12 protein-coding genes are annotated in these 17,745 nt (G+C 33.2%); 7 read left to right on the plus strand and 5 right to left on the minus strand.

Going from position 1 to position 17,745, the window contains the following annotated elements:
* Positions 1-11: 11 nt before the first annotated feature.
* The 5 genes from NNH57_RS00475 to NNH57_RS00495 form a co-directional block, all read right to left on the minus strand.
* On the minus strand, positions 12-1,319 hold the full coding sequence (locus NNH57_RS00475) for an IPT/TIG domain-containing protein (protein ID WP_074408128.1): 1,308 nt from the start codon (positions 1,317-1,319) through the stop codon (positions 12-14).
* A gap of 449 nt (positions 1,320-1,768) precedes the next feature.
* Positions 1,769-2,368 (minus strand): autotransporter outer membrane beta-barrel domain-containing protein, encoded by a 600-nt coding sequence (locus NNH57_RS00480; RefSeq protein WP_074408127.1) that lies wholly within the window; start codon positions 2,366-2,368, stop codon positions 1,769-1,771.
* Between the two features lie 12 nt (positions 2,369-2,380).
* Positions 2,381-3,082 carry a TapB family protein gene (locus tag NNH57_RS00485; protein WP_074408579.1) on the minus strand — a complete coding sequence of 234 codons (702 nt, stop codon included), beginning with the start codon at positions 3,080-3,082 and terminating at the stop codon, positions 2,381-2,383.
* A gap of 25 nt (positions 3,083-3,107) precedes the next feature.
* A complete protein-coding gene (locus NNH57_RS00490) occupies positions 3,108-4,361 on the minus strand; it encodes a hypothetical protein (protein WP_132066272.1) in 1,254 nt (417 codons plus the stop codon).
* 68 nt (positions 4,362-4,429) lie between these two features.
* Entirely contained in the window at positions 4,430-5,446 is a 1,017-nt protein-coding gene (locus NNH57_RS00495; RefSeq protein ID WP_074408125.1) for a Kelch repeat-containing protein, read from the minus strand.
* 594 nt (positions 5,447-6,040) lie between these two features.
* Here NNH57_RS00495 and NNH57_RS00500 point away from each other — a divergent pair.
* From NNH57_RS00500 to NNH57_RS00530, 7 genes are all read left to right on the plus strand, one after another.
* The gene (locus NNH57_RS00500) at positions 6,041-9,070 is read left to right on the plus strand and encodes a response regulator (RefSeq protein ID WP_108808471.1); all 3,030 of its coding nucleotides are present in this window, start codon (positions 6,041-6,043) and stop codon (positions 9,068-9,070) included.
* Between the two features lie 158 nt (positions 9,071-9,228).
* Positions 9,229-10,095 (plus strand): hydroxymethylglutaryl-CoA lyase, encoded by an 867-nt coding sequence (locus tag NNH57_RS00505; RefSeq protein ID WP_074408123.1) that lies wholly within the window; start codon positions 9,229-9,231, stop codon positions 10,093-10,095.
* Positions 10,096-10,248: 153 nt separating this feature from the next.
* The gene (locus tag NNH57_RS00510) at positions 10,249-11,469 is read left to right on the plus strand and encodes a DUF4856 domain-containing protein (RefSeq protein WP_108808472.1); all 1,221 of its coding nucleotides are present in this window, start codon (positions 10,249-10,251) and stop codon (positions 11,467-11,469) included.
* A 106-nt stretch (positions 11,470-11,575) separates the two neighbouring features.
* Positions 11,576-12,697 carry an imelysin family protein gene (locus NNH57_RS00515; protein ID WP_074408121.1) on the plus strand — a complete coding sequence of 374 codons (1,122 nt, stop codon included), beginning with the start codon at positions 11,576-11,578 and terminating at the stop codon, positions 12,695-12,697.
* 18 nt (positions 12,698-12,715) lie between these two features.
* Positions 12,716-14,077 carry an HTTM domain-containing protein gene (locus NNH57_RS00520; protein ID WP_074408120.1) on the plus strand — a complete coding sequence of 454 codons (1,362 nt, stop codon included), beginning with the start codon at positions 12,716-12,718 and terminating at the stop codon, positions 14,075-14,077.
* Positions 14,058-16,532, plus strand: coding sequence for a TonB-dependent receptor domain-containing protein (locus NNH57_RS00525; protein ID WP_108808473.1), 2,475 nt, complete (start codon positions 14,058-14,060; stop codon positions 16,530-16,532). Before NNH57_RS00520 ends, NNH57_RS00525 begins: the two co-directional genes overlap by 20 nt.
* A 47-nt stretch (positions 16,533-16,579) precedes the next feature.
* On the plus strand, positions 16,580-17,092 hold the full coding sequence (locus tag NNH57_RS00530) for a PAS domain-containing protein (RefSeq protein ID WP_074408118.1): 513 nt from the start codon (positions 16,580-16,582) through the stop codon (positions 17,090-17,092).
* Positions 17,093-17,745: the final 653 nt, after the last annotated feature.

The following is a 17,745-nucleotide window of genomic DNA, read 5'->3' on the forward strand; positions in this document are numbered from 1 at the left end:
GTGTTCTTACTTTATTCTTGCGTGATTTTTCTTATTTTGTGATTATTAGTATCTGTAACATACAGTATGTGATCTCTATCTATTATAATTCCATATGGGTAAGTAAATTGTGCCGAAGTACTTGTGCCGTCTGCAAACCCTTCTGTACTTCCTGCCAGGGTACTAACGACTCCTTGCGGTGTGATTTTTCTTATTTTATGATTTTCAGTATCCGCCACGTATAGATTACTATTTGTGTCTATTGTAATACCTAGAGGAAAGTTAAACTGAGCTATAGTACCAATGCCGTCTGCAGAACCTAGGGTACTTCCTGCCATGGTGCTCGCTACCCCTTGCGGTGTTATTTTTCTTATTTTATGATTTTCATAATCTGTCACATACAGATTACTATCTAGGTCTATTGCAATACCTAGAGGATAGCTAAACTTGGCCATAGTACCAGTGCCATCTGCAAAACCTTCAGTATTACCAGCCAAGGTACTTACCACCCCTTCTGGTGTTATTTTTCTTATTTTATGATTGTAAGAGTCAGCTATGTATAAATTATTATCTGTGTCTATTGCAATAGCATAAGGTCTATTAAACTGGGCAACACTGCCTTGGCCATCTGCAAATCCTGAGGTGCTGCCTGCAAGTGTGCTTACCACTCCTTGTGGTGTTATTTTTCTGATTTTATGATTATTGGTATCCGTTACGTATAGATTATTATCTGTATCTATTGCAATACTACTGGGACCATAAAACTGGGCTGCACTACTTTGACCATCGGCAAACCCTGAGTTGCTACCTGCCAGTGTGCTTACCACTCCTTGTGGTGTTATTTTTCTTATTTTATGATTGTTAGAATCAGCTATGTATAGATTATTATCTGTATCTATTACAATACCAATAGGCCTATTAAACTGGGCAGAAATGCCTTGTCCATCTGCAAATCCTAGTGTACTACCGGCTATAGTACTTACATGTACCTCGGTAATAATATAGGAGAATTCTGGGCCGGTAAGTGTTGTACCATTTACGGATAAGGTTACCAAACCCGAATATGCTTTGGGCGGCACTACCGCTTTAATTTGGGTGTTGCTTACCGATTGTACAGTACCTTCTTTGTCATTAAAAAATACGTGTACCTTACTGATATCTTCGCCAAAATTATTGCCGTTGATGGTGACAATAGTAGTTTTTGGCCCACTGGTAGGGCTTATATTACTTAGAGTTGCTACTGGTGGTACTACTGGCGGTGTGTTGCCATTATCATCACTACTACAACTTGCTAGCACTAGTACCAGCAATATAACTATACTATTTTTTATTGTTTTCATGTGTTCTTACTTTATTGTTTTTAAAAATTTTAATCTATGTTAACGTGAATACTGTTTAAGAGCAGGATACGTCACTTCGAAATTCTGTAAGAATTTAGTATAGAGAAGTGTTTTTTAGCTATAAATTTTCTTGTTTTCGATACATCAAATCAGAGATTTGGCACTCAAATTGACGAAAATTTCTTATCTATTATTCACGTTATGTTAGTATAGGTTAGTGTTGTATTAGGCATATAGATTACTATCAATTTTATTTTTAGGCGTACCCTTTGTTTTCCATTTATGATGTCGTTTAGTTAAGTTTTTAGTTGTCGGTCAGAGTCCTTCGATAAACTCAGGAAACCTGTCGAAGATTTTTGAAAACACAAATTTGGAATCACTTCGACAAGCTCAGTGTGGCATATTGATTTAATCTTATCCTTTAAGGTAAACAAGATTGATAATTCGGGTTAAAAGAAAGCAGAAATACCAATCCCCAGAAAAATAGAAGACAAGCTTTCTTTGTAATTCGATGGTGCACCTTTGGGATTGACATCTTCCCAGGAATAGCTTACACTAGGTTCGATGGCGACATGATTTCCGAGGAAAAAAGCGTAACCAGCCCCAACTCTAAAACCAAAAATATTTGATTTTATATCTGTTGAGCCAAGCAATCCTCCATTGCTAGTTGTTTTAGAACTTGCTATACCAATAAGACCTTCGAAATAGATGTTGTTTTCTAGGTAATAACGTGCAAAAGGTCCTATACCAAAACCATTAGTGGTCGTTTCTATATCTCCAAAATCTGAATCTTGCTTTTCTTTGTTTGTATTAATGCCTAATTCGAGACCAACGGCAAGATTATCGATTACAAAATATCCAACTTTTGGCGTTATTCTGGTAGTAAATGCGGTTGCTTTGTCATCATTTCTTTTTCGGGTAGTGAAATAAACATTAACACTTCCGTTAGCAATAAAACTCCCCTTTGTTTTGGCGTCAAATCCAGAGTCTTGTGCCTGGGATGAAACTATAAAAATGAATGATACGATTAATGTGGCTACTTTTTTCATAATGATTTAATTTTAATTAATTTGATATAAGATGCTTTTTGTGATTAGTTTTCCGTTTGCTTTGCGTGTTTCTTCTTTTACCATACCCACACCTTCTGCTATCCATTGTTTAGTGTGTTGTATCGTGGTCATTCCCATGGTTAACTCGTTGGTATAGGTAATTACATAGCAATCAAAAGTTCCTGCAGGGGTAGTAACTTGCTCTTTTGCAATTACTTTTCTGTTTTGCATATTGGTGGTCATATTTATGTTCATGATTCCCGCATTTACAGACATGTGTACAGATGCATTAGGTAATTCCTGACCAATAGTTAAACTATTGGGGAAAGAGATGTCATCTCCCGTAATACTATATTCCATGTCGTTATATTGATCAAGTATACCAGGGGCAATAAAAGATTCGGGATCTAAACGAGTCGTTTTTCCCGAACAATTGGCTTTAAATGATGAGGTGACAATTGATTTATTGTTCTTGCCATTTTTTAGATGCATAGCAATAGTAATAACACTTTGAGTAGTTGTGTTTTTTACATCGGTTACCTTAAATTCGGTTATGGTAGAGAGACGTTCCTTTTTATTATATTGATGAATGGTTAGTTTTTTGCCTTTCTCGCTAGCATAAAATTTACTACAATTATTGTTCTGAGCAGAAACCGATGTGAGTACCAGTACTGCAATTAAAAAAGCGATATGTTTTATCTGTTTGTATTTCATTTTTTTGATATGTGTCATGATGGTTTTATGGATTAAACCGAATTCTAATAGATTCTCCATTTTGCTCCACCAGTTCATAAGTTCGATCTATTGCATCTTGTATATAATCTGCATAATTGAAATTATTAGGTAAATTGATCAAATTCACATAATTCTCTTCGAAACGAGAAGTGTCTTCAAAATAATTGGTATAATCAGAGAGACTTTCTGGTAGTTGTGGAAGTGTTACTTTATTTGTGCCATTATTCGGAATGGTAATGTCCCAAAAAAGGTTTTTGGCGGCGGGATTTATAATTTGAGTTTCGATATTGGTACATAAATAAATGCCGGATGGTTGTACTTGTAGACTGTTTGATGTAGAGGTGTATGAAAAATCCCAGTTTGGTTTTGTAACAGATACTATTTCAGGTAAAATATTAGTTTTAATTGCTTTGCTATGTCGTACTCCATCAGGATATGATGCTCCATAGCTTGTTAAGTAATACTCAAAGCCATCAGTGATTTCCATATGTTGAGGAAAATTACTTTCGAGATTAACATATCTGTTGGTGTCATAAATAGCAGAAAGATCAGCGTAATTTCTGTCTGAAGTATCATTTAACGTTATAGAGCGTGTAGGTACTATGGTGAAATCTGCAAAACTCAAAGTTCTATTTTCAGTTTCTTTATAATTATCGATCCATGTATATCCATAAACCACAGGATCTACATCATTTGGCTTATACTTTATTTTTAGAAAAATTTTATCAGCAGAACTTTCTTTATTATATGCATAGGTTTTGGTAGGAGCACTGGTTAGGGGATCGACTCCATCGGTAATAGTTCTGTTTTTTAGTCCATAAACAGAAAGCCTGATTTGAGTAGCCCCTGTTAGATTTAGAGTGAACTTTATGCTACCATTTCTGGTAGGGTGATAATTGGGAGCAATTGCACTACTACCTACAGGTACATCTTTGATAGTGATTAGACCTTTATAACTATCGGTTTCTAAAAGGGTAGTAAGCATAAAACTATTAGAAGCATAACCTTTTGCGATTAGCGTGTAAACTCCTGGTATTTTATTGGTTTCTACAGTAGCTAAGATCTCTCCTTCTGCATTATTGGCTATAATCATATTAGGCAAGCTGTTTACACTAAGATTAGAATAATCAAATGTTGCTAATATGATTTCTTGATTGGGATCTATTCCGGGGCCGTTATCATCGTTAGAACAAGACAAGAATATGGCGATCGATAGCGATAATAAAAATGTATATAAAATAGATTTTGATGTTTTCATTTTTCTAAGGTTTAGATTTTGATAAGTGCTACTTTTTTGTTTTTTTACTTTCTTTAATCAAGAAGTTCTTAATCTTCTTTTAAGCTTCGTATTTCACCGGTTCTTCGGGAACCTCCTGTACCATCGGATTGATTGCCTCCAAAAAGCCATATCTCATCATTAAATACTAATGCTGTGTAACTATTGATACCTTCTCTTCCTGGCCTGGGGCCTTCATAGCTGGTCCAGGTCATCATATCTGATGAATACCATATCTCGTTATTAAACTCGGTAAGGTTATCTTTACCAGCAATGACCCATACTTTATCGTTGTAAACTGTTGCAGAATGTGCATTTCTTTCTGAAAACAGCGTAGTAGGGCTAACTTCTGTCCATAAACTACCATTGGTACTGGTCCATATTTCGTTTACTTTGTTGGCGGCTATATCTTCTCCTCCTAATAAATACATTGCATCATTAAAAACAACACCTTTTTGTCCTGCTCTTCCAGGGAACGCATTATCGGTTTCTTGTATCCAGTTTAAACCATTTGCTGTTGACCATACCTCGGTTTGGTTAGTTGTGTGATTGCCTTTTGTCACATACATTTTACTGTTATATACCAAGGTTTCATGAGCCGGTAAAGCTCCAAAAGGAGGTGATAATTCATTCCAGGAAATCCCATCTGTTGAATGCCATATATTGGTATATGGAACATCTGCACTGTCTTTACCGCCTATAAGCCAAAGCTGACCATTAAACGTAGTTAATGTAGCCCCCGAACGAAAAGATGTAAAGCTTGCTGGTGTAGTGCTAGAAAGAGGAATGGTAGCCCAATCAATACCGTTATTGCTAGACCAAAGAAAATAAGGCCCAGAACTACCATATGTATTATAACCTCCGGCAGCATAAATTTTTCCATCAAAAATAGCCATTGCAACTCCTGCAAATTCACCCATTTGATCTTCTTCGGTCTGTACTGTAAAGGTTAAAGAAAGTTCTCCTCCTCCTCGTATAGGAGTAGTATTGTCATCATCTAAGTCACATGAAAAATGGGTGGCTGTAAGGATGATTAATAATAGTACATTGAATCTTTTTGTTTTCATTTCTTTACTTTTAGAGTTTTACAGCTTTATATCATTACGCAACGAATATTGTTACCTTTATTGATCTCTTATTTTTTAAATTTTATTTCCTTAATGATTTTGTTTTTGTGTGTGATTTTTAATGTATAGGTTCCGTTTTCTAAATGGGTTATATTTAGGTATATACTATTTGTAGGAGAATGATTGAGGTGTCCTTTGTAAATCTTTCTTTTTTTATTCATGCCTGTATATCGATCAATGAATCAGACTTTATTTTTAGACTTGATTGTGTAAAGCTAGAATATGTAAAAGAGGATCGTTATAAGGTATGTAACAAAGACTATGAATTATGTAACATTAAGAAATAGGGGGAGGTACCCCTTTTGTTAGGGGTGTTTTTTGAAATGTAAACAGCCTATTTCTTTTGATTTTCTTTCTAAAAGTGAAATAAACTTTTCGTACTTTAACAGATAGCAATTCTATAAATTATGTAACAATATTGGTTACATATGGTATAATGATGCTAATGAAAATAATGTATCATTGTAATTTTGATTATAACCGTTTGTACAACTTAAATTTATCTTTAGTATCAAAAATTTCTCTTACATTTTTTTGTTATTTCTTACCTCTTCTTACTTATGTTGGGCTCAGGAATCTGTAGTAAATCCGACAAAAGTTGTATTTGAAGAAATAATTATCACTTCTGATGATGGGCTTCAGGCATGGGAAAATATTGATGTATTTTATGAAGATGAAGAAGGGATTATTTGGTCACTTATAGAAGATGGTTTATATCGGTATAATGGATATTCTGCTGTAAATGTGACTAGTTTTTTATCTCGTTTTCATAATCTGGATGTAGGGAATCAGGCTGGAACAAGGTTTTTGATTGATAATGATGTTATTTGGTATGGAGAACGTAAAGGATTGTATAAGATAAATCTAGAAAAACGTACTTCAGAAAAAATATTTTTAGAAGAACCGTTACATCTTCCTAATTGGCGAAATTTCATTTTACAATTGAAATCAATAGCCGATACATTATATGTAGGTACTTCTAATGGAATCTATATCGTAGATAAAAAATCGAATATTGTTTTAAAGAAGTATTTAACCAACGGGATTGATATTCATCATCGTAATAGCTCACATGCTGTAGAATCTTTTTTTGTAAACGCAAAAAATAATATCATTTGGGTGGCACTACCTGATGGTTTTTATAAAATTAACATCAAAAACGATCACATAGAGCATTACCAGATTAAAGATGCCCCTTATATCTATCCTCATAATTTTCATGATATTATACGCTATGATAATGTATTTTTAATGCCTACTCATGGTTTAGGAATGGTAGAGTTTAATGTAGAAACCAAGCAGTTTTCACGTTTTGAAACCAAAGTACATGAGAAATGGAGTCGTGCTGATAATGTTATTCGATCTGCAATTCCCTTAAGCGATAGTACTTTATTGGTTAATGTAGTTAATTTGGGAAATGCACTTTACAATAGGCATACAAAAAAATATGAGTGGTTAGAAACACCAGAACCTATGAAAGATGGTGTTTTCTTAAACTTAGATAGAAGCGGATTTGTATGGGCATCGAAACGAGGAAGAATATTTCGTTCTACCCAGCCTGTGGTTAAAACCACTCAGCATTTTAAACATAGCATTGATATAAGCAGTTTTGTGGCTAATAATGTTTTAAAAAGCAGGCCTTCTATCGAGGGTTATTCTACTATAGATCTTAAAGAAGGAGAACGAAATGTAGTATTAGATTTTTCTATTTCTAAGCCTTATGTTTTAGATTCTATAGCGTATAAATACCGATTAAATTCGGAAAAATGGATTCCTATAAAAACAGAAAATGTGCTAAGTCTTTTTGATCTGACTGCTGGCAAAAAGAATTTAACCATTCAAGCACTTGATGAAGATAAAAATGTGTTAGCAGTACGAGAATTAATATTCATTGTTCATCAACCTTTTTATCAATCTATATATTTTATCGGTAGTTGTGTTCTTTTTCTCTTAATAGCAATATATTTATTAGGAAGGTATAGTATGTTTAAAAAAACTACCAAAAAATTACAAGAACTAGATAAAGCAAAATCTAAATTTTTCGCTAATATTTCTCATGAATTTCGTACGCCTCTTACCTTAATTTCGGGACCTATTCAACAGCAACTTAAAAAAGAAAAACTTGATCCGATTGAACGTGCCAATTTTGAAATGGCGCAACGCAACTCACATAAGTTACTTTCTCTGGTAGATCAACTTTTAGACCTTTCGAAAATAGAAACAGGAAATTTAAAGCTTAAGATAAGTCAACAAGATGTAATCTCTTTTATAGGGAGTATAGCCGATAGTTTTACATATTTGGCCACAGAAAAAAAGATTAACTACCTCACGTATATAAATAAAACCCAGGCTATAACATGGTTTGATAAGGATATAGTAGAAAAGGTAGTTGTAAATCTGGTATCTAATGCCATAAAGTATACACCAAACAAGGGATCTATGGTATGCAATGCTACGGTAAAAGAAAATGAATTACACTTTGTGGTAAAGAATACAGGTAAAGGGCTTACCAAAGAAGAAGAAGTCAAAGTTTTTGAACGATTTTATCAGATTAACGAAAACAAAGAAGGAATTGGTATTGGTTTGGCTTTGGTAAAGGAATTGGTCTCGTTGCATAAAGGAACTATAAGTGTAGAAAGCATTCCTAATGAATGGACAGTCTTCACTGTAACATTACCTATTGCTAAAAAATCTTTTTCTAAAAAAGAATTTATAGATGATTCTATTGCTATTTCCAGAAGTGAAATAGGTAACTCTATTAGTGAATATAAAGAAGAACAAGCTGTAGAAGCCGATAAAACAAATGTAGATTTACCCATTTTGCTCATTGTAGATGATAATGATGATATTCGAAGTTATGTAGAGCATATATTTACAAAACGTTATACCATCGTAAAAGCCAAAAATGGAAAGGAAGGGATTGAACAAGCCATAGTGTATATCCCAGATATTATTATTAGTGATATTATGATGCCAGTAAAAGATGGTGTTGAGCTATGTAATGCATTAAAAAGTGATGAGCGTACTAGTCATATCCCTATTGTTCTATTAACTGCAAAAGCAGGAGATGAAAACAAATTAGAAGGCATAAAGACAGGTGCAGATGATTATATCACTAAACCATTTCATGAAGGCGTACTAAAAGAACGTATAAACAAACTGATAGAAGTTCGCAAAAAATTACAATCGCGATACAGTCAGGAAGTTATTTTAAGACCAAAAGATGTAACTATAACCTCTGTAGAGGAGCAATTTTTAAGCCGTATGCAAAAGGTATTGGACGAAAATTTGGTAGAATCTTCTTTTTCGATAGAACTGTTTAGTCAGGCATTAGGTATGAGTCGTATGCAACTGCACAGAAAGTTGAAAGCATTAACAGGGTTGTCTGCTTCAGAATTTATTCGATCTCAACGCCTAAAATTAGCGGCACAATTACTTAAAAAATCCGATATTAATGTATCTCAAGTAGGATATAGTGTTGGTTTTAATGATCATGCATATTTTAGTAAGTGTTTTAAAGAAATGTATCATTGTACACCTAATGAGTACAGTAAGAAAAAATAAATAGAATACGTTTTCTTTTATGAAGCCCTTTTTTGCATAGTTTTTGTAAAATGATAAAATCAGATGAGGTTTCTAATCGTGTCGAAACGCTTTAGATTTTAAAAAATAATCATACTTTTATACACACAATTGAATATTTCTTAGTTTGCTACTCTAAAATGACCGAAAACGTAAAAATTATTGAATGCCCTCGAGATGCTATGCAGGGTATAAAAGAATTCATTCCTACCGAAAAAAAAGTTCAGTATATTCAGTCATTGTTACGGTGTGGTTTTGATACCATAGATTTTGGGAGTTTTGTTTCACCAAAAGCAATACCGCAAATGGTAGATACTGCAGAGGTTTTGTCGCAATTAGATCTTTCTGATACCAGAAGTAAATTGTTGGCAATTATTGCTAATGTTCGCGGTGCTAATGATGCAGTACAACATGAAGCAATCAATTATTTGGGATATCCTTTCTCGATTTCAGAAAATTTCCAAATGAGAAATACACATAAAACTATTGCAGAATCTGTAGCTACATTACAAGAAATATTACACATCGCAGATAAAGCAAATAAAGAAGTGGTGGCTTATCTTTCTATGGGGTTTGGTAATCCTTATGGAGATCCATGGAGTGTAGAAATAGTAGGAGAGTGGACCGAGAAATTAAGCAAGATGGGGGTGAAGATTCTTTCATTATCAGATACTGTTGGTACTTCTTCACCAGAAATTATTGATTACTTGTTTTCGAATTTAATTCCGGCTTATCCAGAAATTGAATTTGGAGCGCATTTGCATACTACACCAACAACCTGGTTTGAGAAAGTAGATTCTGCATATAAAGCAGGATGCAGACGTTTTGATGGAGCTATTCAAGGATTTGGAGGATGCCCAATGGCAAAAGATGAATTGACTGGTAATATGCCTACAGAACGTATGATCTCATATTTTACAACGGTGAATGCCGAAACGAATATCAAAACGCTAAGTTTTGAATCTTCGCATAACGAGGCTACCAAAATATTTTCGTTGTATCATTAGTCTGTATCACACTTAAAACCAGCATAGTAATTTTCTTTCTTTACTGAAGTTTAAAATTAATTTAGATTTAGAATAAATAAACTTTGTCAAGTTCATTTTGATGAATATATTTGCGAACTCATAAGTTATTGATATTAAGTCTAAATAAAAGAAATGAAAATTAAAAATTTGCTAAAAATCGTATGTATATCAGGAGCCTTTGTTTTAGGATCTTGTTCTTCAGATGATGATACTACTCCAGAAGTAGTGGCACCCGCAAACTACGTTTTTGAACGTAATAATGAAAGCTCTGTAAGTTTTGGAGGTCAAACTACGCGTATTGCAATGGCCGAAGAAATTGTAAGTAAATTAAAAGATAGAACAAGTACTGAAGCTATTTTGGATGCAATGTTTGCTCATGTAGAAGGAACAAATGATTTTTCTGATGCTAATCTAAATGCATCTGGTAAAAGTGTAAGAAGCAAAACGGCTGCGTCAAGAGATTATTTTTCTGATAACGCAACAGATGCTGCAGTTATAAAGGGAAAATTTGATGAGTGGATAAAAAGTCAGGTAGATAATGTTTTTCCTAATTGGGAAACAAGTGCTTCAGCTGGTGTAGCGGGAGTTATACAAGAAGCTGGTGGAGGATCTAATAGATATGTTAATGCAAAAGGATTAGAATTAAACCAAGCATTTGCCAAGAGTTTGATAGGAGCTTTAATGACTGATCAAGCTTTAAATAATTATTTGGGAACTGCAGTTTTAGATGAAGCTTCTAATGTAGCAGATAATAATAATGGTGTGGTAGCAGAAGGTAAGCCTTACACTACAATGGAGCATAAATGGGATGAAGCTTACGGTTATTTATATGGAGCTTCTCAGGATAAAGCAGACCCAAATAAAACTATAGGTAAAGATGATAGTTTTCTCAATAAGTATATTGGAAGAGTAGAAGGAGATTCTGATTTTGCAGGTATTGCAAAAGAAATATTTGATGCATTTAAGCTAGGTAGGGCAGCCATTGTTGCAAAGAGGTATGATGTACGTGATGCGCAAGCAGCGATTATTAGAGAAAAAATATCACAAGTTATTGCGATAAGAGCGGTATATTATTTACAACAAGGAAAAAATGCGTTAGAGGCCTCTACTGTAGATTATGCTAGTGCATTTCACGACCTATCTGAAGGGTTTGGATTTGTATATAGTCTACAATTTACAAGAAAATCACAAGGTAATGTTCCTTATTTAACAAGAACCGAGGTTCAAGGATTAATAGATCAGTTAATGGGAGGTACTAACGGACTTTGGGATGTAACTCCGGCAACTTTGCAATCAATTTCCGAAACTATTGCAGGTAAATTTAGTTTTACTGTAGGACAAGCTGGTAGCTAGAATAATGAACAATTCATAAAGTTTAAAAAAAGAGGTTGGAAATTATAACATTTCCAACCTCTTTTTTTACATTTGCAAAAATTTATTAAGAATAAATAAAAATAAGATGAAGAAATCATTATTTTTAGTTTTGGCCACGCTGGTTTTTATAGTGGGCTGCTCATCGAGTGATGATTCAAATGGTACAGGCGATAATACAGATAATTTTGACCGAAAAGCCTTATTAACTAATATAGCAGATAATATAGTTATACCTTCGTATCAAAGTTTTTCTACCGATATAACTGCTTTAAAAACGGCAACCTCTACTTTTGTAACTACAACCGATACAGCAAATCTTGTTGCGCTAAGGAATGCTTGGATAAAAGCATATACCTCATGGCAATCGGTGAGTATGTTTGAAATAGGAAAAGCAGAAGAACTTTCGCTACGAAATTTTATGAATGTATATCCTGTTACTGTAGCCGAAATAGAATCTAATATTACTTCGGGAACGTATGATTTTACTTCGGTAACAAAACAAGACGAACAAGGATTTGGAGCTTTGGATTATCTTTTGAATGGATTATCAGGTACCGATACAGGAATCGTAGAGTTTTATACTACCAATGCTAATGCTGCTGGTTATAAAAAGTATTTAACTGATTTGGTAGACCGTATGAATAATCTTACCGATGAGGTTTTAAACGACTGGAAAGGAAGTTATAGAGGTACTTTTATAAGTAATAGTGGATCTTCTGCAACAAGCTCGGTAGATAAATTGACTAATGATTTTATTTTTCATTATGAAAAGCATTTACGTGCAGCCAAAATAGGAATACCTGCAGGTGTGTTCTCGGGGTCTCCATTAGATAATACAGTAGAAGCTTTTTATAAGACAGATATATCTAAGGCACTTTTTAATGCTAATCTTAGTGCATTACAAGATTTTTTTAATGGAAAACATTTTGGGAGCACGACTACAGGAGAAAGTTTAAAAACATATTTAGATTTCTTAAATACAATTAAAAATGGCGAAGATTTAAGTACGCTTATCAATAACCAATTTAATACTGCAAGAACAAAAGCATCAAGTCTGGATGACGATTTCTCATCTCAGGTTCGTACCAACAATAGTTTAATGACACAAACCTATGATGAATTACAGAAAAATGTAGTTTTTCTTAAGGTAGATATGCTTTCTGCAATGTCTATACGTGTAGATTTTGTTGATGCCGATGGAGATTAAATTTGCATATATTGTTAGATGACTTTTAAACTTAACGAATATCTGAAAAAAACAACGGAGGCTGCACCACTTGCAGTCTTTCGTATTTTTTTTGGAGTAATGATGCTAATTAGTATTATTCGTTTTTGGAGCTACGGATGGATCGATAAACTATACATTCAGCCTAAGTTTTTTTTCTCATATTATGGTTTCGAATGGATAAAACCTATCGGAATCTATACCTACATTATTTTTGCCATATGCGGAATTTCTACAATTTTTATAGCACTTGGTTTCAAATATAGGATTGCAATAGTTACTTTTTTTATCAGTTTTACTTACATAGAGTTAATGGACAAGACAACATATCTTAACCATTACTATTTTATAAGCTTACTTAGTTTTGTAATGATTTTTTTACCTGCAAATAGGTATTATGCATTAGATGCGAAACTGAAAAGAATTTCTTATCAATTAATCCCTAACTGGACAATTGATGCTATCAAATTACTTTTGGGGATTGTATATTTTTATGCAGGTTTAGCAAAACTTAATTCTGATTGGCTGGTAAAAGCGATGCCTCTTAAAATATGGTTGCCTTCTAAATACGGTGTACCTCTTTTGGGAGATTTGATGCAAAAAGAATGGATGCATTATCTATTTAGCTATTCGGGTGCGATGTATGATCTTACAATTCCACTATTGTTATTATATAGAAAAACGAGACCTTTTGCTTTTATTCTGGTCGTTATCTTTCATGTATTAACCCGGGTTCTTTTTCCTATAGGAATGTTTCCTTATATTATGATTGTAAGCACATTGATATTTTTTGATGCTAGTCTCCATCATAAGATATTAGATTTTATTTCCAAAGTATTTAAAATAAACAAGCTACAGTTTGACACCAATACAGCATTACAATTTTTTCCTAAGAAAAATAAAGTCTTTTTAACGTCTATAACTATATTCTTTGCGATTCAGTTACTTCTACCGTTTAGATATATATTATACCCGGGAGAATTATTCTGGACAGAAGAAGGGTTTCGGTTTTCATGGAGAGTAATGTTAATGGAAAAAGCGGGCTATGCTAATTTTAAAATTGTTGATAGTGTAACCAAAAAGCGATTTTATGTTGATAACGACGATTTTCTTACCGCTTTTCAACAAAAACAAATGGCATCGCAACCTGACTTTATATTACAATATGCTCATTATCTAAAAAAACATTTTGAAAGTCAAGGGCATCAAAACATACAAGTATTTGTTGAGAGCTATGTAACACTTAATGGAAGGTTAAGTACACAATATATAGATCCAACAGTAGATTTGGGAAAACAAAAAGAATCATTTAAACATAAAAATTGGATTATTCCATTTAAGGATGAAATTAAGGGATTATAGCGTATTTTTTGGAACATTATTAATGATAAGCTCAGTTTTTGGGCAATATCAATTTAAGGGCACAGTAACAAATTTAGATAATCAACCTATTGCAAATGCAGAGGTATATAACAGAACCAACGGTAAGCAGACCATTACAAATACCGATGGTCAATTTAAATTTGCAGACTTACCAAAAGGAGAGTATCTGATTACTATTTTTAGTTTTGATTTTGAAATTCTGGAACAGCAAATAAAGATTGAAGGCGATGAATCAAAAGATTTTGTGTTGAAACCCTTGGGAGAAGAACTTTCTGAAGTTTTGATCACACAACGAAAAGAAAAGATTTTTGGACTCAAACAACTTAGACCTGTAGAAGGAACTGCAATTTTTGCAGGTAAAAAAAGTGAAGTAATTCTGGTAGACCAAACAGTTGGGAATTTAGCTTCAAATAATTCTAGGCAGATTTATGCTCAGGTTGTTGGATTAAATATATACGAAAACAGTGATGCAGGCCTTCAACTTAATATTGGAGGTAGGGGATTAGATCCGAACCGATCTGCCAATTTTAATATAAAACAAAATGGTTACGATATAAGTGCCGATGTTTTAGGATACCCCGAGAGTTATTATACTCCTCCTGCAGAAGCTTTGAGTGAAATACAGGTTGTTCGCGGAGCTGCATCATTACAATATGGAACTCAGTTTGGGGGATTAATCAATTTTAAAATGAAGCAGCCCAATCCCAATAAAAAAATAGAACTCATATCCAGGCAATCATTAGGATCATTTAATCTATTTACGAGTTTTAATAGTATTAGTGGTACTTTAGGTAAGTTTAGTTATTACACTTATTTTAATTATAAAAAAGGTGACGGTTATAGACCAAATTCAGAATTTGATTCTAAAAACTTTTATGCGAATGTCGGATATACTTTTACCGATAAAACAAAACTAACTTTTGAAGCCACATATCTTGATTACCTGGCACAACAACCAGGAGGACTAACCGATACTCAATTCGATGAAAACCCAGAGTTTAGCAATCGAACCAGGAATTGGTTTGATGTAAACTGGAAATTATTCTCCCTAAAACTAGAACATAAATTCTCTGATAAGACCGATTTTAGTTTAAATCTTTTTGGTCTTGATGCTTCTCGAAAAGCAGTAGGTTTTAGAGGGAATCCTTTTATACTAAACTCAAACCCTATTACAGATGTGGATGAAACAGATGCTAATGGTAATTTTGCTTTTCCACGTGATTTGATTGTAGGTAACTTTAGAAATTGGGGTGCAGAGGCTAGATTATTAAGTAGATACAATTTGTTTGGTAAGGAGTCAGTTTTTTTAATAGGCTCAAAATATTACCAGGCTAATAATGACTCTAGACAAGGTCCGGGAAGTATCGGAACTAATGCAAGTTTTGACTTTGCTACGCAAGCATTTCCAGATTACCCAAACCAATCTGATTTTGATTTTCCTAACCTGAATGTAGCCATATTTGGAGAGAATATTTTTAATATTTCTGATCGCTTTTCAGTAACTCCTGGTTTTAGATTTGAATATATTAAAACCGAAAGCGAAGGAAGTTATAATCAGGTTAATTTTGATCTGGCAGGAAATCCTATATCTAATACTACCTTGGTAGATAACAGAACTCTGGATCGCTCATTTTTACTTTTTGGTATTGGAGCCAGTTATAAGCCAAATACCCATTTAGAAGCATATGCCAATTTATCTCAGAATTATAGGTCAGTTACTTTTAGTGATATTCGAGTAGTAAGCCCAACTTTTATAATTGATCCCGATATTTCTGATGAAGAAGGTTTTACTGCCGATTTTGGCGTTAGAGGAAAAATAGGAGGAAATAAACTGTCTTATGATATTGGAGGTTTTGGATTGCTATACGATGATCGAATTGGGATCGTATTAGACGACAGAGCAAATAGAGTTAGAAAGAATATAGGGAAAGCACTTATTTATGGGTTAGAAACTTTTATGGATTGGAACATTCTTAATACATTTTATGCGGGAAACTCAGATTTCCGATTTAATTGGTTTGTTAATGCATCTTTTACAGAATCAGAATATATAGAGTCTGAAGAAGCAGGAGTAAAAGGTAAAAAAGTCGAATTTATACCAGTAGTGAACTTAAAAACCGGATTAAAATTTGGTTACAAAAACTTTCTTGCCAATACACAATTTACCTATTTGTCAGAACAGTTTACAGATGTAACCAATGCTACTAATGCACCTTCTGGAGATAGTCGTAATGGTATTATTGGCGAAATCCCATCGTACCACATCCTTGATTTTTCAGTTTCTTATCGGTATAAGAAATTTAAACTGGAAACAGGGGTAAATAATGTTTTAGATACTCGTTATTTTACCAGAAGAGCGACCGGTTATCCTGGGCCGGGAATTATACCTTCTGAGCCTTTAACCTGGTATACCACTTTACAGTTTAAATGGTAAGCACTAGAATAGCTTTAGGTGTAGTAATGTATTAAAATGAAATTGTAATGAATGAATTTTTTGAATACGATAGTATGGTGGCGAAGTACTACCAGAAAACACCTAATCGCGTATTACCATTAGTTTCATGGGAGTTTTATGGAGAACACCTTTCAGTATTCGAAAGCTTTAAAGAAGATCTTAATACGTTAAAGAAAATTACCAAAAATTGGAATTTTACGAGAGACTATTACCAAGAATTTATTCAAGAACAATCTGTTATTGTTATTACGAATCCCAATCTTAAAATTGTATACGCTTCACAAAATATTCAAAAACTAAGTGGATATTCACCTAATGAGGTTATAGGCAATTCGCCAAAAATATTTCAGGGTGAAGATACATGTACCAAGACATCTGCAAAAATACGAACTGCTATAGCTAGTGAGATTCCTTTTGAAGTATCGATTGTAAACTATAAAAAGGATAAAACCCCATATTTATGCCAGATTAAAGGATTTCCGATTTGGGATAAACATGGTAAATTGGTTAATTATATTGCTTTTGAGAAAGTAGCATAGTCATATTTTTATGAAACTAAATCTTGACCTAAGTTCTAATAACTTCATTAAATGCTATTTTTAGAGAAATCTATGTTTCAAAATTAAAATAGATAATCTTATTTTACCTTTCATTTTTTATTCAACATCTCATTCGTCCCTTTTTTGGGTGTATTCATCACAAAAGCTATATTAAAATTTTGAATATATTTTTTATTCTTAAAGATTTGCCTTTAGGTATGTTACTAAGGAATGTTTGTTTAAAACAAAGAAAGGATGAAGATTCAAAGCATTTTAATTCATTTGTATATTAAGTTGTTTGTTAATTATTGTTTAAAAATGAAGTGATACTAATCTTGATTTTATTAAAAATTGGTATTTATGATTATTTCAATTATGGAGGCATGAAACGTCGATTTAAAGAAGATAAAATTAATTGACTAAAAATGACAAATTACCATACTACTAATTATAGTATTGTTTTCGTTAGATTAGTCAACTTTCGGGTATAATACTAAAAAACACTTAATTCAAACAGTAATAGTTGTTTTTTTAGGCCAATCCATTTAGAAATAGACTTTATGTTTGGGTACTTTTGAACAGTATAGTAAACCAATTATAGATTTTAAGAAGTGCTTTGTATTATTATATACATGTCTTTATAAACTTCTATA

Source organism: Aquimarina spinulae, from assembly GCF_943373825.1.
Taxonomy (GTDB): Bacteria; Bacteroidota; Bacteroidia; order Flavobacteriales; family Flavobacteriaceae; genus Aquimarina; species Aquimarina spinulae.